The following is a 21,088-nucleotide window of genomic DNA, read 5'->3' on the forward strand; positions in this document are numbered from 1 at the left end:
TACGGAATAATAGGCTTTTCAATTATTTTTGCGTAAGTCCTGATTGAGTAAAAAATCATCTTCGCTAAAGCTTCAAATCATGGAAATTCCTGTTGATAAGACTACACTGTGTCCTAGTGCTAGACCAGAACTGGCAGACAGTATAGTCTTTGGTATAGTTGGCAAAAAAGCGAGCCAAGCGCGTGTAACTTATCTCAAGCAGCCACTACCTGTTACAGATGAACTGTTAGCAAAAGCTAGCCCAGTTACACCCACTGAAATTTTTCGCACTGCTGCCCCTTGTGCATCAAAAGATTGTCAGCATTTTGACGGTAAAGATTGTCGTCTAGCAACGAGAGTTGCAGAAAAATTACCTGCTGTAGTAGAAGAACTTCCTCCCTGTTTTATACGAAGAGATTGCCGTTGGTGGCAGCAAGAAGGCAAAGCAGCTTGTCTGCGTTGTCCACAAGTTATAACCGACAATTATAATCCATCCGAGTTAATGCATGAAGTTGCTCTACCTGAAGTAGTTATTTAAGGAGAAAATTATGTCTCTTAAAAATGTCAGAGCTTTCTATGAAAAGCTAGTTAATGATGAAGCTTTTCGTACTCAAATGCAACAATTTGAAAGCAAGGATGAATCTACCAGACTAGTCAAAGAAGCTGGTTATGATTTCACTCTAGAAAAATTTGAATAATATACAGCTAAACTAACGTGAGTTCGATGAACCTCTCCCCAATCCCTCTTGGAGGCGGAGAGGGGCAGAAATATTCTTAGTTTCTAACGAAAAAATTAGGGTTTCAAAGCCTCTCGAAGAGTGGGGGAGAGGAATGGAAGTGGGGTTTTTAGAGCCGTCGAACTCACGTTAAATAAGTTTTTTAATAGCCATCATCCGAACTCCACCATTCGGAGCAAGGGTAAATCCACGTCGTTGCAGTTTAATAGGTTTATTTTCTACTAAAGTAAGTTGATAATTAGATAAAACTGTTGCGAGGACTAATTTAATTTCTAACTGAGCTAGGGCATATCCTAAACAGCGCCGACTTCCACCACCAAAAGGAATGAACTCCCAAGGGGAATACTGGCGTCCTAAAAAACGTTCGGGATTAAATTGTTGAGGATTAGGATACAAGTCTTCTCGGTAATGCAAAAGGTAGATACTTGGCATTAAAGTTGTGTCAGGAGGAAACTGATATCCGGCAATATTTATGGATGATTTGGTAATGCGTGGGAAAAGCCCTGGAAGGACTGGATACATCCGCAGGGTTTCTTGGCAAACTGCGCTTAAGTAAGGAAGTTGAGCAATTTCCATCGGGTTTGGATTTTCTCCCAAGCTGTCGAGTTCCTGCTGCAATTTTGAGAGGACATCTGGATTTTGGTGAATTTGATAGAAAGCCCAGGCTAGCGTTGTTGCAGTAGTTTCATGTCCAGCAAATAAAATTGTCAGCAATTCATCTTTTAATTCATCGTCGGTCATTGCTTGCCCATTTTCATCCCGTGCTGCCATCATTAAGCTCAGAACATCACCCTGGTGATTGTTCTTTGTTCTTTTCTCTTCAATTTCTGCTTGAAGTAGCTGATAAATATAGTTTTGTCTACTTTTCATCTGCCCCCAAGGAGTCCATTTTCCCCAATCTTGTTGTAGGAATCGGAAAAATAGCATACTAGAGCGCAAAGGAGAATCAGTCATATCCAACCAACTAGTTAGTAGAGGTAAAATTAGTTGATAGCGTTCCCCTTCACTTAAACCAAAGACAATTTGTAAAATTACTTCTAGACTAACTTTCTGCATGGCAGAACGAGCCACAAAAGGTTGATTGATTTGCCATTGACTGGCGATTTGCTCGGTAATTAAGCAGATTTGTTGAGCATAAGTCTGTAGCCTTTCTCCATGAAAGGGAGGCATTAATAATTTTCGTTCTCGTCGATGCCGGGGACCATCTATTAACATGAGAGAATTTCGCCCAATCAGAGGCTCTGCAAGTTTATTACCACGACCAATATCAAATTTAGAATCTTGACTGAAAATTTCTTGAATGGCTTGGGGATGACTAAGAATTACATAAGAACCGAGTCCAGCTAGTTGCATGGAAAAAATATCTCCATACTCTTGACTATACTTTTGCTGAAATCCAATCGGATCGGCAATCCATCCGATCAGTTGCCACCATGAAGGGCTAGTAATGCAATTCGGTAATTGACTAAGCATAATATTTTACTTGTGATTTCACTCGATCATCTCAAACAAATACACCCATTATCCCTGAGTAACCATATTTAAGGACTGGCTCATAACCGCATTTATTAAGCTATCTAGCAAGCGATCGCGTGATAAAGATGTAAGTTCTTTTCCATACAACATCTCTTGTAAAATCACGTAGGATACCAGCGAACCAAAAAAAATATGAGCCATTGCTTCTGGATCGGTGATTCTTAATTCTGGATGAGATCCGAAATACTGACTCAGCATTTGCCGACCGCGTAGCACAACGGTTTGAGTATAAAGTTTGGCTAGTTCTGGAAAGTTTTGTGACTCGGTGATAATCAAACGCAATAATGCCAAATAATCGGGATTATCAGCGACTTCGGTTAAATAAATTTTAGCAATTTGACGCAAAAAAATCGCTGGTTCGCTATGTAAATTTTCTGTGCAAACAATACTTTGAAAACAAGCGAGGGTCAACCGTTCTATCAATGCTTTAAACAGCCCTTCTTTATCTTGAAAGTGACTGTATATTGTTTGCTTAGATACTTTAGCCGCCGCGCTAACACGATCCATACTTGTTCTAGCGTAACCCTCCTTCAAAAACACCTGTATAGCTCCTTGCAAGATTTGCTCCTGCTTGGGAGCGATCGCAGGTAAAGTATTTTCTAGGTGGAAAGTAGGGTTTATAGGCATGAAAAGTAAACTTTTTGACTTATATCTTGTCTTATCATACTAGACAGTCTAGTATATGACACAGAATTCAAAGTTTTCAATTTACAAAATATTTTTCACAATCCAGGGTGATACCATGACTCAGACTATCCCAACATCCCCGGAAAATTTCAAAGATGCAGTATCGAAGCAGCAAAACCGCAAGAAACCGATCCTTTTACCGATTGGGGTGCTGCTGGTGGCTGGTGGTATTGGCTACGCGGTGTGGCGCTCTCAACCGCAAGTATCACCAAATGTACTGCAAGTTAGTGGACGGATTGAGGGTTATGAAACCGAGATCGGGATCAAGCGTTCTGGAAGAATTGAGACAATTGCCGTGCGGGAAGGGGCAGCAGTTAAAAAGGGGCAAGAGTTAATTAAGTTAGACGACACAGACGATCGATTGCTGCAACAACAACTACTTGGTAGTCAAGCGAGAGTGACATCTGCTAGGTATGATGAACAACAGGCAATTTCAGATGTAGAGCGAGTCAGTAGAGAAATTCAAGAAATTAACAGCCAAATTAACGAAGCCAAACTGAATTTACAGCAGTCTCAAGGAGATACCCAAGGAAGAATTGAGCAGGCAAAAGCAAATGTCGCAGCAGCCCAAGCCACATTAGTGCAAGCACAGGCACAAGTTAAACAGGCAGCAGCAGAAGTTAATTTAGCAAAAATCAACCGCGATCGCTATGCCCAATTGGTAAAAGAAGGGGCAGTCAATCAACAACAATTCGATCAAGCCCAAACTACTCTAGATACCGCGATCGCAACCCTAGAAGCACGAGTTGCAGCAGTTAATGCCGAACGCCAGCAATTAAAGGCTACATCAGGAGCGTTAACTCAAGTTAATACTACAGGTTTCAATCCTGATATTCGCAACGCCCAGTTAACAGCTTTAGTTAGAAAGCAACAGCAAAGTTATGCTCAACTTAAATCTGCACAGGCAAAAGTCAACTCTGCCCGTGCCAAAGTGAAAGATGCCCAAGCATCAAATCAGCAAATCCTTACCCAGATTGCAGACTCCAAAAAAGATTTAAATGTAGTTAGTCCTTTAGATGGAGTAGTGACAGCCCGTAATGTCGAACCAGGTGCAATAGTTAGCAGTCAGACTAATATTTTGACAATTGTTGACCCCAAAACAGTGTATTTTAGAGGTTTTATTCCCGAAGGCGATATTGGCAAAGTGCGTCTAGGACAAACAACAAAAATCTTCATTGATTCTGCACCAAAAAAACCATTAGAAGGTAAAGTAATCTCCATCGATCCGCAAGCTTCATTTACACCAGAAAATATTTACTTTCAAAAAGATCGAGTCAGGCAAGTAGTAGGAATTCGGATCAAAGTTCAAAACCCTGATAGCTGCTTTAACCCCGAAAAACCTTATAGGGAATCAGATTTACCCTGCGCCAAAATGGGGATGCCAGCAGATGCCGAAATTAATTTGAAGGCAGGGGGTAGGGGGTAGGGAGCAGGGGAGCAGGGAGCAGGGGGCAGGGGAGTAGGGAGCAGGGAGCAGGGAGCAGGGAGCAGGGGGGAAATATTTAGCATTTTTAAGATAGTCCCGATTAAAAAATTTCATTGCCAACTATGAAAAAGGTATCTTCGTGTACACTCCATCCTCTGAAACCATTACACCACTTTTCAAGCTAGGACGCTGAAGGGAATGAAACAGCAAATTACTACTTTCTCTCGAAACTTACCTCCATCATCTAGTTTGCTAACCACAACTACAACAATTGAAATTCGCGGTTTGCACAAGCACTATGGAAACTTAGCTGCTGTGCGAGGAATTGATTTGAGTGTCTACAAAGGTGAAATGTTTGGACTAATTGGCCCTGATGGTGCGGGGAAAACTAGTACATTTCACATTTTGGGCGGTGTGATGGAAGCAACCGCAGGAGAGGTGCAAATATTTAATCAACCTGCACGAGATGCCCGATTAATAACAGGTTATCTTACTCAACAGTTTTCGCTGTATTTGGATTTGAGTATTGATGAAAACTTGCGTTATGCAGCAGGGTTGCGGCAAGTAACAGATGATTTATTAAGAAAACGCCGCAATAAATATTTAAAATTAATGAATTTAGAGCGATTTGGCGATCGCTTGGCGGGACAACTTTCTGGTGGAATGAAACAAAAGCTGGCGCTGTGTTGTGCTTTGGTTTCGCAACCAGAAGTATTGTTATTAGATGAACCTACCACAGGTGTCGATCCAGTTTCCCGGCGGGAGTTTTGGGATGTGCTGGGGGAATTATCAGCCGAGGGGATGACAATTGTAGTTGCGACACCATATTTAGATGAAGCTGAACGCTGTCACCGCGTGGCTTTGATGTACAGTGGGCAAATTCATGAAATTGGCACACCCGCAGACTTACGGGCTAACTTAGGCTTGCATCGCTTAGAAGTGCGAACAGCCAACCTAGAAGCTACAGAAGAAATACTCTCCCAGGCTACTCAGACAAATATAGTAGATGTGCAAACTTTTGGCGATCGCTTGGATGTCCTCGTTGAAGATATAAATTCTGGCGAAACCCAAGTCCGCGAACTACTGCAACAACATCACTTACCTTCTCCCAGTATCGAATATGGCGAACCCACATTAGAAAACGTTTTTGTCATGCGCTTGCGACAACAAGGTTCTGCACCGCAATTTTTTCCATTTCCTCGTTATCGGAAGAGGGGAGCAGGGGAGTGGGGGAGTAGGGAGCAGGGAGCAGGGAGCAGGGAGCAGGGAGCAGGGGAGCAGGGGGACAATTCAGCACGGGCTAAACGCCCCGCTTCCGCTAACAGCACTCAGCACTCAGCGCTAGCAATATATGCTCGCAACCTCAGCCGTGTTTTTGGCAAGTTCCAAGCCGTTAAAGATGTCAACGTCGAAGTTCGCTATGGGGAAATTTTTGGGTTGTTAGGTGCTAATGGTGCTGGCAAAACCACCACCATTAAGATGCTGTGTGGATTACTAGGAGCAAGTGGCGGTGAAATTTCCTTGGGTGGTGAGACAGGAAATCTACGTAGTGCAGACTTACGGCGACGCATTGGTTATATGAGTCAAAAATTCACTCTTTACGACGATTTAACTATTCTGCAAAATCTCGAATTTTATAGCGGAGTTTACGGCGTACCTCGCAAGCTTCGACGGGAAAAAATTGATTGGGTAATCGCTACCTGCGGCTTAGAAGGACAAGCAAATATGATTACAGGGCAGCTACCAGGTGGTTGGAAGCAGCGAGTTGCTTTCGGTGCTTGCGTGATGCACGAACCAGATATTTTGTTTTTAGACGAACCAACATCAGGGGTAGATCCGTTGGCGCGTCGCCAGTTTTGGAAGCTGATTAATGATTTCGCCCGCAACGGTACAGCTATTTTAGTGACAACGCACTATCTAGAAGAAGCTGAACAGTGCAACCGCATGAGTTTTATGGTTGCAGGAGAAACCGTCGCTGAAGGTTCACCCAGTTCTGTCAAAGCCTCGCAGCCGGGACAATTAATAGAAATTATTGTCAATCAAAACCAAGTAGCTTCTAAAATACTAAAACAACACTTTGAGTCTTGGCGCGTCTCGATTTTCGCTGATAGTTTACACATTGTTCTCGATCGCCCCGAACAGGAAATAAATCAACTAACTCAACTTTTAAAAGCTAATCAAATTACCATCAATTCTTTACGTCCGATTCCTTTTTCTTTAGAAGATGCCTTTATTGGTATAGTACAGCGATCGCCAAAATAGAAAAAGAGTTATAAAGCAAATCATCCTCCAAAACCCTCAGCGTTCCTCTGCGTTTAATAAAAACACTATGATTTTAGCCAAAGCCATACTTAATATATATATGAAACGAATTCTTGCTCAATGTGTAAAATAAATAGCCTTACGGACTTGTAGTGTGGATTTTTCCTTCATTGCTCTTTGCGATCGCAAAACTACATAATTCGGTAAAATTGGGTAAAGCAATTTTTGCGCTTGTTTAACAAAGGCATCAGCAAACCCATGCAACTGAAACTCAGTGCATCTCGACTTCCCTTCGCCCCCCTGTTGTTAATCTCCCCCTTTTTCCTATGGGGGACGGCAATGGTAGCGATGAAAGGAGTGATACCCCACACCACACCGCTATTCATGGCAGGTGTGCGTCTGATACCAGCAGGGATGTTAATTCTGATTGCAGCAGCATTCATGGGTAAACCCCAGCCGAAGGGTTGGGCTGCATGGCTGTGGATTGCCTTATTTGCCCTAGTAGATGGGACGCTGTTTCAAGGCTTTTTGGCAGAGGGATTAGTCAGAACTAGTGCAGGGTTGGGGTCTGTGATGATTGACTCGCAACCCTTGGCTGTTGCCTTGCTGTCGTTGTGGCTATTCCAAGAACAGATTGGTTTTTGGGGATGGCTGGGGCTAGGCTTGGGAGTCACAGGCATTACTTTAATTGGCTTACCTGATGAGTGGATTTTACATTTTCTCGACTCAGGCGCAAATATGACAATCGGCAACTGGCAAGATTTGTTTGCTAGTGGCGAGTGGTTAATGCTATTAGCAGCACTATCAATGGCAGTGGGAACAGTGTTGATTCGATTTGTGTGCCGACATGCTGACCCTGTAAGTGCTACGGGATGGCACATGATTTTGGGCGGATTGCCGCTATGGGGAATTTCATCAGTTGTTGAATCCCAGCAGTGGGAAAATCTGGGAGGAACTGATTTCATGGCCTTGGGTTATGCTACCGTATTCGGCAGTGCGATCGCTTATGGGTTATTCTTCTACTTTGCTTCTAGTGGCAGTCTCACGAGTCTTAGTTCTCTCACCTTCCTAACACCCGTCTTTGCGCTACTATTCGGCAATCTTTTCCTCTCAGAAGTCCTCAGTCCGTTGCAGTGGGTAGGAGTATTTCTCACTTTAATCAGCATCTATCTCATTAACCAACGCGATACTTTAGCAGGACAAAACGACACAGTTACTGTCGGCGAGATAGCTAATATACAGCAACCAGTTTTAGAAGCATCTGCTAAAAAATTGAACCCCATCAGCCTCGCAGTTAAAGAATCGGAACCAGAAATATTACCCTAACTTGTTAAAATAATTCGTAATTAGTAATTAAGTAGAGGATGAGGGAGTCGAGGAGCAGGGGAGCAGTGGCAGTAAGTCTTTCCCCTCTGCCCCTCTGCCCCTCTGCCTCTTCTGCCCCATACCTAATTCTCAATTAAAAATGACAGTTAACATTTGGTCGTCTAGAAGCTATTGTGGTATCGAAGATTTGAAAAGCACCTTCAAGCTGAAACTTGCAATATGAGGCTATGCCCTTCCTCAATTCTGATATTTACCTGTTTTGCTTGCGTGGGTTTTTACCCAAATCGCTCAAGTTCAGCTTCACCTAACCTAGCACCTGAAATTTTAGAACTTGCACAAGCTAGTCCAACAGTTACTGCTAGTCCAGCTGTTTTGAGATATGGTAGTCGAAAATCAGATGTGCAGAGACTACAAACCCAATTAAAGCAGTTGGGGTACTACAGGGATGTAGTAGATGGACAGTATAACGCCAATACGGAAATCGCTGTCGCTAAATTCCAGAAAGTAAAAGGTTTAAAATTAGATGGGCTTGCTGGCCCGGCGACTCAGGAGAAACTGCAAGCAGCAATAGAGGCGAAAAAGCAGTTGTTCACCTCTTCAAAAGTTACCTCTCCAAAAGTTACTTCTATTGCTCCGACTTCTACAAATCCCAAAGCACCTGAGAGAGGTTTTGTCTGGTGGTTACTATTTGCCATTGGAGTTCTAGGATGTACTGGCGCACTTTTTTATCTGCTGAGGTTGTTTCAAAAGAGAAAGCAAGTGCAAAAGTCCGAAATATCAGAACCTAAAAGTTTGAGTGAAGCTAACAAAGAACCGATTACACCACCTTTACTGGAGACTGTCACTCATTTACAAACACCTCCTCCACCACCAACATTTTCCGCACAATTACTGTTACCAGAAAAAACTTCCCGTCTTGCTAAACTCAATATCGTTGAGGAATTAATTCAAGATTTACGCAGTTCTGACCCAACCAAGCGGCGCAAGGCTATTTGGGATTTGGGCCAGCAGGGAGATTCGCGGGCAATTCAACATCTGGTTGACCTGATAATTGATGCTGATTCTCAAGAACGCAGCTTAATTTTGGCAGCTTTGTCAGAAATTGGCATCCGCACACTCAAACCAATGAACCGTGCTTTAGCAATTTCAATTCAAGATGAAAGTCCACAAGTGCGGCAAAATGCGATCCGTGACCTGACGCGCGTTTATGACATGATGGGTCAAATGACTCAGATGTTGCACCATGCGCTAGAAGACCCAGATGCCGATGTGCAAGCAACAGCACGATATGCTTTAAATCAGATGAATCGAATACGAATACGTGACTTGCCAGAGCAACAGAGTCTACAGGAAGATTCTGATCGTGATTCACAACAATAGAGATTGATGGTGTACCAATACTTGTCGGGTTTTGGGGAAAAGTATTGGCAGTGTATCAAGCTGAATCTGCTGTCAGCTTAAAAATATTTTAACTGGATGTGGATATTAGTATCTGGCCCTACTACTAAAAATGCTGCTTCGCTAAATTTAGGCGCTCTTGTGCGAATTTCTGGATTGCTGGAAAATCCAAACCCTTCCCTTGGTATACCAAAAAGATTGGTATTGAGGGTGCGGTCATTATTTTGGTCGTGGAAGACAGCAACGGCGTAACTACCTGCTTTCAAGTTATTAAAGGTAAGTGGTAAGGGATTTTCAGTAATCTTGGTACACTGTTTTTGTAAGACACGATCGCCATCGCTAGGAAATCCTTCACTGCTAGCAAATATACTGGCACAAACTTGTCCTTTTTTATTTTTCAAACCATCAATTTCCACGGTCAGTTTGCCGTTAAAATTTGCTTTGGCATTAAATGACCATGCTAAATTTCCCATCACTGCCAATAGCAGCATACTAGCTCTTAAGCCTTTAAGCATAAAATTTTCACAAGGTAAAATGCGATCGCTAAATTATTGAAGGAGGCAGTGTTTCGACTACGCGGCAGTTTAGCGTAGTCGAAACTCAACAACCGGACAGGAGGTTTTATACCCCCTACTTTTCCCCGCTTCGGTAGAGAAGCAAAATCAATTCAATCAACTAATAGTGTATTGGTCGCTCAAATTACAGCTATTTTCAGATAAATAGACCACGCGGTAGGAGCGCAAGGCCTTACGCCCCTACGACAGGTGTGGTTCAAATACATGACAAACTGCTGTCAGAATATGCCAGAGCGTGAGCTAAAGAAATATTTTCCCTAATATCTCCCACTTGAGGTTTGTTCATCAGAAAATACCATTGCATCACCTTCTTTAAGAAATCCACTGTAGGCTTCCATACCGTGTTCGCCAATATCCAAACCTTCTAATTCTTCTTCTTTAGATACTCTAATACCTAAAGTAGCTTTTAGTGCCAACCAAAAAATACTACTGACTAAAACAGTGAACCCACCTACTGAGAGAACGCCCAGCAACTGAACACCAAACTGTCCAAAGCCACCACCTGAAAATAAACCTTTTTCTGGGCCAAGTGTATACCAGGTAAAAGCACCAGGGCCAACAGACCATAGACCAACTGCTAGGGTTCCCCAAATCCCACAAACTAAGTGAACTGAGGTAGCTCCCACTGGATCGTCAATGCCAAGTTTGTCAAAGAATGTTACAGAGAAAACTACCAGTACCCCAGCAATGAAGCCAATTACTAAAGAACTAGCGACACCTACGTAAGCACAAGATGCTGTAATCCCAACCAAACCAGCCAAAATACCATTGATAATCATTGACAAGTCTGGTTTACCTAAGTACAACCAAGCTGTGATAGTGGCAGCAATTCCACCGCCAGCAGCAGCCATGTTAGTAGTTAGAGCAATATGAGCGATCGCACCAGGATCGGCAGCCATGACAGAACCGGGGTTGAAACCAAACCAGCCCAACCACAAAATCAAACAGCCCAAAGTAGCAATACTCATGTTGTGACCGGGCATTGCTACAACTTGCTTGTCTTGATATTTACCAAGACGGGGGCCAAGAAATGCTGCTCCCATCAAAGCTGCCCAGCCACCTACAGAGTGAACCACCGTAGAACCGGCAAAATCCCAAAAGCCTCTATCTGCTAGCCAACCACCACCCCAAATCCAATGTCCGGTAATCGGATAGGCAATACCTACAAGTAAAAGGCTAAAAATTAGGAAGTCAACAAACTTAATCCGTTCGGCTACTGCACCAGAAACGATTGTTGCTGCTGTTCCAGCAAACACTAGCTGGAATAAAAACTTGGCTGCTAAAGGTACACCAGCCCAATTAATGGCATTGAACACACCTTTATAAGCGTCTGCTGTAGCGGGACTGTTATCTGCTCCTTTTAAGAAAAACCCATTCAATCCAATGAAGTCATTGCCATCACCGAACATGAAGGCAAAACCAATTGACCAAAAGGCAACGGTAGACAGAGCAAATACAATCAAGTTTTTGGAAAGAACATTGACAGCATTTTTCTGGCGACAGAAGCCAGTTTCTAACATACAAAAACCAGCGTTCATGAAGAACACTAAAAAAGCAGCGATCGCTACCCACAGGGTGTCAATAGCAATTTTGAGTTCTGCTGTCGTTGGCGCTGCGGCTGGAGTTTGGGCAACTGCGGCATAACCCCAACCCAACACAATCAGACAAGCGATAGGTAAACAAGCTTGCCAACTGGGAGAAAGTCGCTGAATCAAATTAAATAGCTTGACTTTAGAGTTAGATTGTGAATTGATAATGTAATTTCTTGCAGACGAATGCCTATTTTTGGTTTTCGATTTTTGTTTGTACATGAATTTGAGTATTATCCTCCAAATCATCCTTAAAAGAGGTAAAAAGCAGGTTAAGCAGAAAAAAATACTCTCCGAAATTAGATCCAGTGGGTTTTGATATTTTTTATTTAGACAAATTGTTGAAAAACCAGAAACTCAAATAACCTTAGTAGGAGTTTAAGAAACTATTGGCACATCTGTAAATATTTTTTATAGTTCTTCGTAAGAAATTTATGATGTATTTTCTGGAAGAGTCAAGTCTTTTTAACTTAATCTTTAAATGTTTTAAAAAAAATTAGCTGAAAAAGCGCCCAAAATTGTCTGGAATAATGTCAATAAAAAATCAGGTAGAAAGAACTACCCTAAAATGCCTCTTTTAAGCTAACAATGTGATTTTTAGCTCTATTCACTATCAAAACTAAAAAACTGTATCATAAAATACAGTTTTTTAGTTTTTGTAATGAAATATAATTCATGATGCAACAAAAAAGTAACTATATTCTTTCTAGCTACCTATTTTCCAAAATCATAAATTGGAGAATTCAGGATGTTGTTAACTTTTGATACAAAGAGTCAATTCTTTGTAGCTTTCAACCTAGATCGATTCATCACCGCATTCAAAATTCGGTATTAAAAGCAACGTAAATGTAACGTATTTATGCTGAAAGAATAGCTTTCTCGAGCTATTTCTGCAAGATACAGGGTTTTGCAACTACACAACTCACATAGAATTGTTACAACAAGACTAACAAACGTAATTTCCTTAAAGAAACCGAGTTTAAAGTACCTGTAATATGGGAGACTTGGCAATATTCCCTATCAATCAGATTTCAGATGAATAACACAATTTCGGATATTGCAGTCAAGACCATCAACGGTGAAGATAAGCAATTAAACGACTACACCGATAAGGTACTCTTAATTGTAAATGTGGCTTCCTTCTGCGGTTATACTTCTCAATACGAGGGGTTAGAAAAGTTGAACCAAAAGTATGGAGAAGCAGGTTTACGTATTTTAGGGTTTCCTTGTAACGATTTTGGTGGGCAAGAACCAGGAAGCAATGAAGAAATTGTGCAATTCTGCACGAGTAAATATGGTGTTACCTTTGAACTATTTGATAAAGTTCATGCCAAAGGTTCACAGCAGCATCCACTTTATGAGCGACTTACTAAAGCTGTTGAGCCAACGGGAGCTGTTGCTTGGAACTTTGAAAAATTTTTAGTTAATAAGCAAGGTGAAGTGATAGCTCGATTTAATAGTAGTGTCCAGCCAAATTCACCAGAAATAATTGCCATAATTGAGAAAGAATTAGCGAAATAGTCATTTGTCATTTGTCACTTGTACTGAGCGAAGTCGTTGGCGTGGTCACTGAGCGTAGTCGAAGTGCAGCCTCTCCAAGAGTTGTATTTGTCATTTGTCATTTGTCACTAAATCAAAATTTTTGTACTATTGACTGTTAGCTCTGGACTGTTAAAATTATTTACTTCCAGACAGTCTAAATTGAGAAAATCGTCTCAATGAGTAGTTTAATTTATTTGTGTCTAATTTGTCATGAACGTTGCAATCATTGGTTGTGGTTATGTTGGTTATAAAGTTGCTCAATATTGGCAGCAAGATATGAATTTTGTTGTTAGTGTAACTACAACTTCTCCTGAGCGTGTCCCCGCCCTACAATCAGTATCTCAAAGAGTTGTAGTTACCAGTGGTAATGACATAGATGGTCTAAAATCAGTTTTGCACAATCAAGAAGTTGTACTTTTGAGTGTTGGGGCAAAAAATGGAGAAGTTTATGAAAAAACTTATCTACAAACTGCCCAAACTTTAGTTTCGTGCTTACAGCAGATTAAGAGTGTAAAACAATTAATCTACACAGGTAGTTATGCCGTATATGGTGACAGAAATGGTGTATGGGTAGATGAAGAAACACCACTTGCACCTGCTAATTTAAATGCCCAAATCCTCTGCAAAACAGAAGAAGTATTGCTCTCGGCATCTAGCGAAAATCTCCGTGTTTGTATATTCCGCTTAGGAGGGATTTATGGAAATGGTAGAGAATTGTTGAAAATATTTGGTAGATATTCTGGTACAACCCGTCCGGGCAATGGTGAGGATACCACAAATTGGATTCATCTAGATGATATTGTTGGTGCGATAGAATTTGCCCGTCAGCGTCGTTTGCAAGGAATTTACAATCTGGTAGATGATGCACATCTTACCAGCCGAGACTTGCTAGATAGCTTATTTGAAAAACATAATTTACCCAAAGTAGAATGGGATACATCTATCAAGAGTACTCGCCCATATAATGCTTGGGTATCGAATGAAAAGCTCAAAGAAGCTGGATACAAATTGATTCATCCACAGATGATTTTTTAGCACGTATTAAAAACTAGGAATTATGCAACCATCTGCTGTAGCTAACACAACTAATTTGACAGCATCTCCTAGCCAGTTTTACAGTTGGCAGAATTATCGTTGTGCCTACGAAGTACATCAACCAATTAATACAACATCTGAGGGCATTCCCTTACTATTAATTCATCCGATTGGCGTGGGATTGTCGCGGCGATTTTGGCAACGATTTTGTCGCGAGTGGTATAGTACAGGTCAGCGTAATTCAATTTATAACCCTGATTTACTAGGATGTGGTGAAAGTGATATGCCCCGTATAGCTTACACTCCTAGTGATTGGGCAGAACAGTTGCAGTTTTTTTTACAAACAGTAGTCCAAAAACCGGTTATTTTAGTAGTACAAGGCGCTTTATTGCCAGTTGCTATTCAATTAGTCCAAAAGCAATCAAATTTAATTGCCGGATTGGTACTTGCTGGGCCGCCAACGTGGGCTTTGATGACAAATAAACCACCAAAATGGCAAGAGAAATTCCTTTGGAATGTGTTAGATTCGCCTTTTGGCAGTGCTTTTTATCGCTATGCACGCACTCCCAAATTTTTACGTTCTTTTTCGATTCGTCAACTCTTTGCTTCTGAAACTGCGGTGGATGCAGAGTGGTTAAATACATTGCTTGCAGGTGCAGAAAACCCTGCAAGCCGCCATGCAGTGTTTTCTTTTTTAGCAGGGTTTTGGCGAGATGATTATACTAGTTTTATGGCCTCGATTCATCAACCAACATTAATAGTTATGGGTGAAACTGCATCGAGTATTAGCCAAGACAATAAAAAAGAAACGCCAGATGAACGCTTGGCTCATTATCTTGGTTGTTTCCCTAAAAATAGAGGTATAAAAATAAACGGACGTAATGTTTTACCCTATGAATCAACCACTGAATTTGTAGCAGCGATCGCTCCATTCATTAATGAAGTTTCTTAGACGATTGATAGTTACATTGTACCAGTTCTCCCATGATAGGTTATGACTGGAATTGATTACTAAAGGCAAGCAAAATTATGTTACCCAATCGCCGAGGACAAAGAGTACCCAATGTCACTTTTCATACTCGCAAGGACAACCAATGGGTGGATGTGACAACTGATGAGCTATTTGCTAATAAGACAGTAGTTGTCTTCTCTTTACCAGGTGCTTATACTCCGACTTGTTCATCTACTCATCTTCCTGGTTACAACGAATTAGCTCCAATTTTCAAACAGAATGGTGTCGATGACATTATCTGTATTTCTGTTAATGATGCCTTTGTGATGAACGAATGGGCAAAGGATCAAGAAGTAGAAAATATCACACTAATTCCTGATGGAAATGGTGAATTTACTGAAGGGATGGGTCTATTAGTAGATAAATCAGACCTGGGGTTTGGCAAGCGATCGTGGCGTTATTCTATGCTGGTGAGAGATGGTGTAATTAACCAGATGTTTATTGAACCAGAGGAGCCAGGAGATCCCTTTAAGGTGTCGGATGCTGAGACAATGCTCAGATACATCAATCCCCAAGCAGTTAAGCCCGAAGTAGTTTCCCTGTTTGCGAAAGTGGGTTGTCCCTTTTGTGCCCGTGCTAAGGCAATGCTCAAGGAACATGGCATCAACTACGAAGAAATTACCTTGGGTAAGGATATCACCACGCGATCGCTAAAAGCAGTTGCAGGTGCAACAACAGTTCCCCAAGTATTTATCGATGGTAAATTAATTGGTGGTTCTGAAGCATTAGAAGCCTACTTCGCTGCTAAATAGGGTTGAGTAGGGTTGCAATACTGCATAGGTTTTGCCTAAAAAATAGAAATGTGTAGTAGCGTGGCAAGCTTGAAATAGTGCATTAGACGTAGGTTGGGTGGAGCGGAGCGCAACCCAACATATATCAGGATGTTGGCTTTGGCAAAGCCTCCAACGCCACTTGCTACAACGCGAGGAACCCGCAAGAGCGCTGTGGCTCCTCAACCTACAATTTTTTTGCAACTCCCCCTAAACCGAATGGCACTAAGTTAAGATACAGCCTTTATCCTGACTGGTTAAGAGCCTCCAGGCTGGGAACTCATTCTGGGAGGTTCCGCCTCCATAGCTTGACAAGAGGTAGAACCTCTTTTGAATACATTCCCAGCCTGGAGGCTGGGAACGAGTCTAAAAGTCGTTTTGAGGTACTTCAAAGTCGTTTTGAGGTACTCCGAAGTCGTTTTGAGGTACTTCAAAGTCGTGTTGAGGTACTTCAAAGTCGTTTTGAGGTACTTCAAAGTCGTTTTGAGGTACTTCAAAGTCGTTTTGAGGTACTCCGAAGTCGTTTTGAGGTACTCCGAAGTCGTTTTGAGGTACTCCGAAGTCGTTTTGAGGTACTCCGAAGTCGTTTTGAGGTACTTTAAACTTTGTCGCATTGCGATCGAGTACACAGGTGCGACGAATATTCTTAGAGGTTGTTTGAAAAGTCACAAAGTATACTATAAACCCCTCTCCAAACCTCTCCCCGAAGCGGAGAGAGGCTTTGAAACCCCCATTCCCTTGTAGGGAAGGGGGGCTAGGGGGGTTAGGTTTCTGAGATTTAGATGTTACCAAAAATACTTTTCAAACATCCTCTTAACCGAACGGTATTGAGTTGGGGTACACAGTCATCAACTGTGTCAACTTCAGGTGAAAGTTATGATATTTTTGACCGCAGCCTGATTTGTGAGAATTGAAAAACACCGATTCCTGACTTCGTAAAAGTTGTCGGGAATTTTGTTTTTATCAGCAGTTAACAAATCTTCAGATCGGTAGATGTATTTTTGTCTAGCTAGTTACTAGCGATCGCATAAAATTGATTCGGATTAAATTTAGATTTACTGAAAAGAGAATATGTTTGCCAGAATTCGCCAAATTTTGAGTCAATTTTTTAGTAATTCAAGAACAATCAACAATGAACCACTGAATAAAGTCAGTTTGATTGTCATTATTATAGTTGATATTTTTATCTTAATTAATGTTTTTACCGGACTCGATGATATTAGCAGATGGCATATCAGTCCAACTGAGGCTTATCCATGTTATTCAGAGTGGCAAAATTACCGAGCAAAAACTAATCAAGATAAAGACTATGAAATTGTTAGACTTTCATTGTCATCTTACACCAACAATCAATTTAGTTTTCGGGGAAACTATCAACAAGCCGAAGCAGGACATCTAGGTAAGGTTTCTCAAACGTGTTTGCAATATGGCGATTACAAAGATAAGATTAAGAACTCTGAAAAGCAGCAAATTATCCAAACTATCGAGCAAAAACAAGCAAAAATTAGTAAACTCGAACAAGCAAATAGCACGATTAAATCTCAGTATGACTCAACGCTCTTAGAAAAAATTGCCGGACAGAATCGCGAACAATCAATTAATCAAGTCAGTGCTGAAAAAGCTAAACAGAGATTAGAAGAAAATAATCGCCAAATTTCTACTCTTCAACAAGAAATTTCTACTCTTAAAAATGAACTACTCGCCAAACCAGAAAGCATTAGTTTTATAGCCTTTCTTAAAAATGACAATCGATTTCAAGAAGTCGAGCAAGGCTATCATCAGGCGTCATTTTGGTATCCAAGTATCCAACTTGGTTTTCAGTCCCTCTTTCTTTTACCACTGATTCTCATTGGCTTATCAGTTCATAAATTTGCGCAAAGAAGAGGATATGGACTCGTCTCGCTAATTAGCTGGCATTTGCTAGTTATCTTTTTTATCCCATTAATCGTTAAAATATTTGAATTTCTGCAAATAGGTGCAATATTCAAATTTTTATTTGAGATAGTCAGTGCCATTTTTGGCGGTTTACTTTTCCTGATAAATTATGTTTATATCTTGCTGATTCCAGTTATTGGTTTTGGAATTATCCAATTTTTTCAAAAATTTGTCTTTAACGCTAAAGTCCAAGCAGCTAGCAGAGTTCAAAAATCAAGATGTGTCAATTGTGCCAAGAAAATTCGACTTGATACTTACTGTCCACACTGCGGTTATTATCAGTACATTGAATGCCATAACTGTCATAATCTTACTTATAAGCATTTGTCGTACTGTAAACATTGTGGAACTTCTCAAGTTTCCAGTAGTTTGTAATCACTGAAGTCATCGATCGCCTTTTAAATTTAGACATGGAAAAAGAGAAACAAATCAATAAAGAGAGTCAATCGCCGCTTGATTTTCTCAAAAACCTGTTGATTGCTCGTTGGCGATCGCTCTTACTCCTTTTGCTCGGAGTCTATTTGCCTTTGCAGATTTTTGAAATCCTGACAGTGAATATATGGAAGAATCAAGCGGGCTTTCCGTGGGATGTACCGATTTTGTTAGCAGTTCATTCTACAGAAAACCCAGAGTTAGATGTTTTAGCTGTCACCCTAGCTACAATTGGCTTGCCTGGGACGGCAATGGTGATTTTGGGTGCGATCGCACTCATATTGCTACTGCAAAAACGCTGGCGATCGCTAGCTTATTTACTCACCGCCTCAGCAGGAAGCGTCATCATCAACCGCACCGCAAAGCAATTAATGCATCGAGTGCGTCCACAATTGTGGCAGTCCCATTGCCCCTGAGTCTACTTTTGCATTTCCCAGCGCTCATGCAATGACGAGTGTAACACTGGTAGCAATTTTATTATTCTTAACTTGGGCTACCTCTTGGCGCTGGTTAGTTCTCATATTCGGCAGCTTATACATCATCGCGATTGCGTGGTGTCGTCTCTATCTAGGGGTTCATTTTCCTAGTGACATTCTTGCAGGTTGGATGGTTGCATTAGGTTGGACGATTGGTGTCAGTCTAATTATCAAACCCTATACAACTACAGCCAAATCCGTAGATGGCGAACGTCCTAAAGATGAAACTACTTTACTACCAGAAGAAATAAAGTCGATAAATGAGGAGTAATATCAGCCCTCACCCTAAATCCCTTTCCCAAGCTTGAGAGAGGGACTTTGCTTATTTGAAATTCAAAAATTGGATCTCAAAATATGGTCTTTTATTTTTTTGTCAGGAACTCGTTTTATAAGTAAAGCTAATAACTTAATTATCCAAAAACGGTATTATAGGCTATTCTTTTTGGCTTGGCAAAACTTTTAGGTTTACTGACTTTACCATTCAACCTCTTGGTGATAGAGTAATCCCATAATTCATATCTATTCAAAACAACAATCAATATAACAATGAAAACATTGCGGGCTTTAACGCCGATCGCGCTGGGTTTACTTACGCTTACATTCGCTAGTTCTGTGAATGCTCAAGCGATAATTGACACTGTAGACAACGGTAATTTAAGTGTAACGGGGATGACACGAGGAAGCGGTTGCACTGTCCTTTTTAGTCCTCAAGGGGAGCTAGTTCAAAATGGTCGTTCCTGTAGTTCAAGAGAAATTGGTAAAGCTCAAACTGCGATCGATACCTATCTCCGGGAGCAAGGCGCATCTGAGCGCAACAGTGACAATTCAATGCGGCAAAGACTGACCTTAATCTGCTACGGTGAAGGTCGCAAACCAAGTGTTGAAAACCGCAATAGCTATGAATGGAACTCACGTCGTCATCGCTATGAACAGCAAAATCGTGTAGAGTCTTCGACAAACGAGTTCGATTCTGAAGTTCAAGTCGAGATTCGTAATATGCAGGGAAAAATTCATCTGGGCGGAAGGCTCATCCCGCCAATTAATTCAGGTGGTACTGATGGATGGTGGAACCTTAAGGATCTCCGTGTCACACCTGAGCAAATCACGGGAAAATACCAAGTAAATGGACTAAATCATCCGCGTGTTGAGATCGATCGACGCAGTGGACGGATTGCCATTAATGGAATTGAGCATTTCCGTGGTACTTGCGATTCAGGTGACTGGAGCAGTGGCAGAACTCGTTTCTAGTCTGCTGTATTGTTGGGTTTCATAAAGAAAAAGATCAAACCCATGTCTTCGCAGTTTTTATCTCACATTCCGCACCTTCAACTGTGATATAACCCTCTTTTGTCACTCTCGAAAAACAATAATCTCAGCCAAATTCTGAGACTTGAATTTAGTCTAGGTTTGAGGCTTTATTTTCTAACAGAAACTAAAATTTATAGACAAAAAGTAGAAATTAAAGCCCTGTGACCGTTTGAGCGATTGGATTCTTTGAAAGTGACAAAAGCGGGATAAAAATACACCTCTAAATTGGATTGTTTGTCCAGATAGCAACTAATTCTTACAATCCTCTGAATTCCCCGTGTAAACGATCGATTGGTAGCGTCCTTGATCTGTTTGGATTGTTACACAGTAATTGGTTTTGCCTTCTAGCCAGTAGCTATAGCCCGAACCATCACTCTTGACCCATCGATAGCCCCGTTTTTTCACTGTGTTTTCTGCCTGTCCTGCCCTTGCCCCCACTAAATCGCTCAACCGAGAAACGGTAGTACCCGCTTCCGGCTGACGCCTAGCAGCAGCCCTACCATTTCTGTTACCTGAGTTTTGTCGATTGGCAGATGTATCCCAATAGACAAAAATCGACTCATTGGCGAGACGATAAATCTGTCCTCGATCGCCAAGTCCAGTTTGTCGATAGGCAGCATCACCATTTCGATCGCGATAATTGCCGGGCCGATTACCCGAAGGGAGCAGGTCATAGCTATTACCATTTTCTAGTTGAATGCTAACCGCACCCTGACGTTGGGAAAAGGTACAAGGGCCAGAAGATGTGGCGCGGTCTTCTCCTTTTGGGAATACATCGCAACGAGCATTCACGGTATCGGCTTTGACGGATACAGGAAAACTCAAAGAAGCGATCGCCAGTGCTACTGCTAAAAACGAATTTGAAGATTTGATCGTCATAAAGCTCCTAAATTATGACAACGAAGATGACATTTTATATCATCCCCCTAAATGTGCGTTTTTTGACACTTGCAAACCCTTCTTCCAGCAGTTTTCATGTATTTGAACCACATCTGTCCTCAGGGCACAGCATTACTGATATGTGTTAACTTCAGCTGGAAATAGGTTATCTGTTGGCTTACAT

18 protein-coding genes and 1 pseudogene are annotated in these 21,088 nt (G+C 41.4%); 13 read left to right on the plus strand and 6 right to left on the minus strand.

Features of this window, described 5'->3' with window-relative positions; translation table 11 throughout:
* Positions 1-79: 79 nt before the first annotated feature.
* Positions 80-517: a nitrogen fixation protein gene (locus tag NSTCB13_RS25500; RefSeq protein WP_445627517.1), complete on the plus strand. Its 438-nt coding sequence runs from the start codon at positions 80-82 to the stop codon at positions 515-517.
* A 10-nt stretch (positions 518-527) separates the two neighbouring features.
* Complete coding sequence (locus NSTCB13_RS25505) at positions 528-677, plus strand: Nif11-like leader peptide family natural product precursor (protein ID WP_445627516.1); 150 nt, start codon at positions 528-530, stop codon at positions 675-677.
* 168 nt (positions 678-845) lie between these two features.
* On the opposite strand, the gene NSTCB13_RS25510 is transcribed toward NSTCB13_RS25505, so the two are convergent.
* Together NSTCB13_RS25510 and NSTCB13_RS25515 are read right to left on the minus strand one after the other, a co-directional pair.
* Complete coding sequence (locus tag NSTCB13_RS25510; protein WP_445627515.1) at positions 846-2,189, minus strand: cytochrome P450; 1,344 nt, start codon at positions 2,187-2,189, stop codon at positions 846-848.
* A gap of 48 nt (positions 2,190-2,237) precedes the next feature.
* The gene (locus NSTCB13_RS25515; protein WP_445627514.1) at positions 2,238-2,879 is read right to left on the minus strand and encodes a TetR/AcrR family transcriptional regulator; all 642 of its coding nucleotides are present in this window, start codon (positions 2,877-2,879) and stop codon (positions 2,238-2,240) included.
* A 115-nt stretch (positions 2,880-2,994) separates the two neighbouring features.
* Here NSTCB13_RS25515 and NSTCB13_RS25520 point away from each other — a divergent pair, with 115 nt between their 5' ends.
* From NSTCB13_RS25520 to NSTCB13_RS25535, 4 genes are all read left to right on the plus strand, one after another.
* Positions 2,995-4,365, plus strand: a complete 1,371-nt coding sequence (locus NSTCB13_RS25520) for an HlyD family secretion protein (RefSeq protein WP_445627513.1) — start codon at positions 2,995-2,997, stop codon at positions 4,363-4,365.
* A 198-nt stretch (positions 4,366-4,563) separates the two neighbouring features.
* Positions 4,564-6,627, plus strand: coding sequence for an ATP-binding cassette domain-containing protein (locus tag NSTCB13_RS25525; protein ID WP_448274244.1), 2,064 nt, complete (start codon positions 4,564-4,566; stop codon positions 6,625-6,627).
* Between the two features lie 258 nt (positions 6,628-6,885).
* Positions 6,886-7,953 carry a DMT family transporter gene (locus tag NSTCB13_RS25530; protein WP_445627511.1) on the plus strand — a complete coding sequence of 356 codons (1,068 nt, stop codon included), beginning with the start codon at positions 6,886-6,888 and terminating at the stop codon, positions 7,951-7,953.
* A gap of 219 nt (positions 7,954-8,172) precedes the next feature.
* The gene (locus tag NSTCB13_RS25535; protein WP_448274245.1) at positions 8,173-9,333 is read left to right on the plus strand and encodes a peptidoglycan-binding protein; all 1,161 of its coding nucleotides are present in this window, start codon (positions 8,173-8,175) and stop codon (positions 9,331-9,333) included.
* Between the two features lie 77 nt (positions 9,334-9,410).
* Here NSTCB13_RS25535 and NSTCB13_RS25540 read toward each other — a convergent pair whose 3' ends face one another.
* Together NSTCB13_RS25540 and NSTCB13_RS25545 are read right to left on the minus strand one after the other, a co-directional pair.
* Positions 9,411-9,866, minus strand: coding sequence for a DUF2141 domain-containing protein (locus NSTCB13_RS25540; protein WP_448274246.1), 456 nt, complete (start codon positions 9,864-9,866; stop codon positions 9,411-9,413).
* A 317-nt stretch (positions 9,867-10,183) separates the two neighbouring features.
* Positions 10,184-11,737 (minus strand): ammonium transporter, encoded by a 1,554-nt coding sequence (locus NSTCB13_RS25545; RefSeq protein WP_448274247.1) that lies wholly within the window; start codon positions 11,735-11,737, stop codon positions 10,184-10,186.
* An 813-nt stretch (positions 11,738-12,550) separates the two neighbouring features.
* Between NSTCB13_RS25545 and NSTCB13_RS25550 the strand changes: the two genes are divergently transcribed.
* The 4 genes from NSTCB13_RS25550 to NSTCB13_RS25565 all read left to right on the plus strand — a co-directional run bounded on the left by NSTCB13_RS25550 (position 12,551) and on the right by NSTCB13_RS25565 (position 15,856).
* Positions 12,551-13,036, plus strand: coding sequence for a glutathione peroxidase (locus NSTCB13_RS25550; RefSeq protein WP_445627507.1), 486 nt, complete (start codon positions 12,551-12,553; stop codon positions 13,034-13,036).
* 231 nt (positions 13,037-13,267) lie between these two features.
* Positions 13,268-14,092 carry an SDR family oxidoreductase gene (locus NSTCB13_RS25555; RefSeq protein ID WP_448274248.1) on the plus strand — a complete coding sequence of 275 codons (825 nt, stop codon included), beginning with the start codon at positions 13,268-13,270 and terminating at the stop codon, positions 14,090-14,092.
* 22 nt (positions 14,093-14,114) lie between these two features.
* Complete coding sequence (locus NSTCB13_RS25560) at positions 14,115-15,044, plus strand: alpha/beta fold hydrolase (protein WP_448274249.1); 930 nt, start codon at positions 14,115-14,117, stop codon at positions 15,042-15,044.
* 77 nt (positions 15,045-15,121) lie between these two features.
* On the plus strand, positions 15,122-15,856 hold the full coding sequence (locus tag NSTCB13_RS25565; RefSeq protein ID WP_448274250.1) for a glutathione peroxidase: 735 nt from the start codon (positions 15,122-15,124) through the stop codon (positions 15,854-15,856).
* 384 nt (positions 15,857-16,240) lie between these two features.
* Here the strand turns inward: NSTCB13_RS25565 and NSTCB13_RS25570 are convergent, their stop codons facing one another.
* Complete coding sequence (locus NSTCB13_RS25570; RefSeq protein ID WP_448274251.1) at positions 16,241-16,543, minus strand: hypothetical protein; 303 nt, start codon at positions 16,541-16,543, stop codon at positions 16,241-16,243.
* 402 nt (positions 16,544-16,945) lie between these two features.
* Here NSTCB13_RS25570 and NSTCB13_RS25575 point away from each other — a divergent pair, with 402 nt between their 5' ends.
* From NSTCB13_RS25575 to NSTCB13_RS25585, 3 genes and pseudogenes are all read left to right on the plus strand, one after another.
* Positions 16,946-18,184 (plus strand): hypothetical protein, encoded by a 1,239-nt coding sequence (locus tag NSTCB13_RS25575; RefSeq protein WP_448274252.1) that lies wholly within the window; start codon positions 16,946-16,948, stop codon positions 18,182-18,184.
* 35 nt (positions 18,185-18,219) lie between these two features.
* A pseudogene (locus NSTCB13_RS25580) lies at positions 18,220-18,988 on the plus strand (phosphatase PAP2 family protein).
* Between the two features lie 275 nt (positions 18,989-19,263).
* Positions 19,264-19,965, plus strand: a complete 702-nt coding sequence (locus tag NSTCB13_RS25585) for a hypothetical protein (protein WP_445627501.1) — start codon at positions 19,264-19,266, stop codon at positions 19,963-19,965.
* A 309-nt stretch (positions 19,966-20,274) separates the two neighbouring features.
* On the opposite strand, the gene NSTCB13_RS25590 is transcribed toward NSTCB13_RS25585, so the two are convergent.
* The gene (locus NSTCB13_RS25590) at positions 20,275-20,904 is read right to left on the minus strand and encodes a hypothetical protein (RefSeq protein ID WP_448274253.1); all 630 of its coding nucleotides are present in this window, start codon (positions 20,902-20,904) and stop codon (positions 20,275-20,277) included.
* Positions 20,905-21,088: the final 184 nt, after the last annotated feature.

It is taken from the genome of Nostoc sp. DSM 114160 (assembly GCF_053470305.1).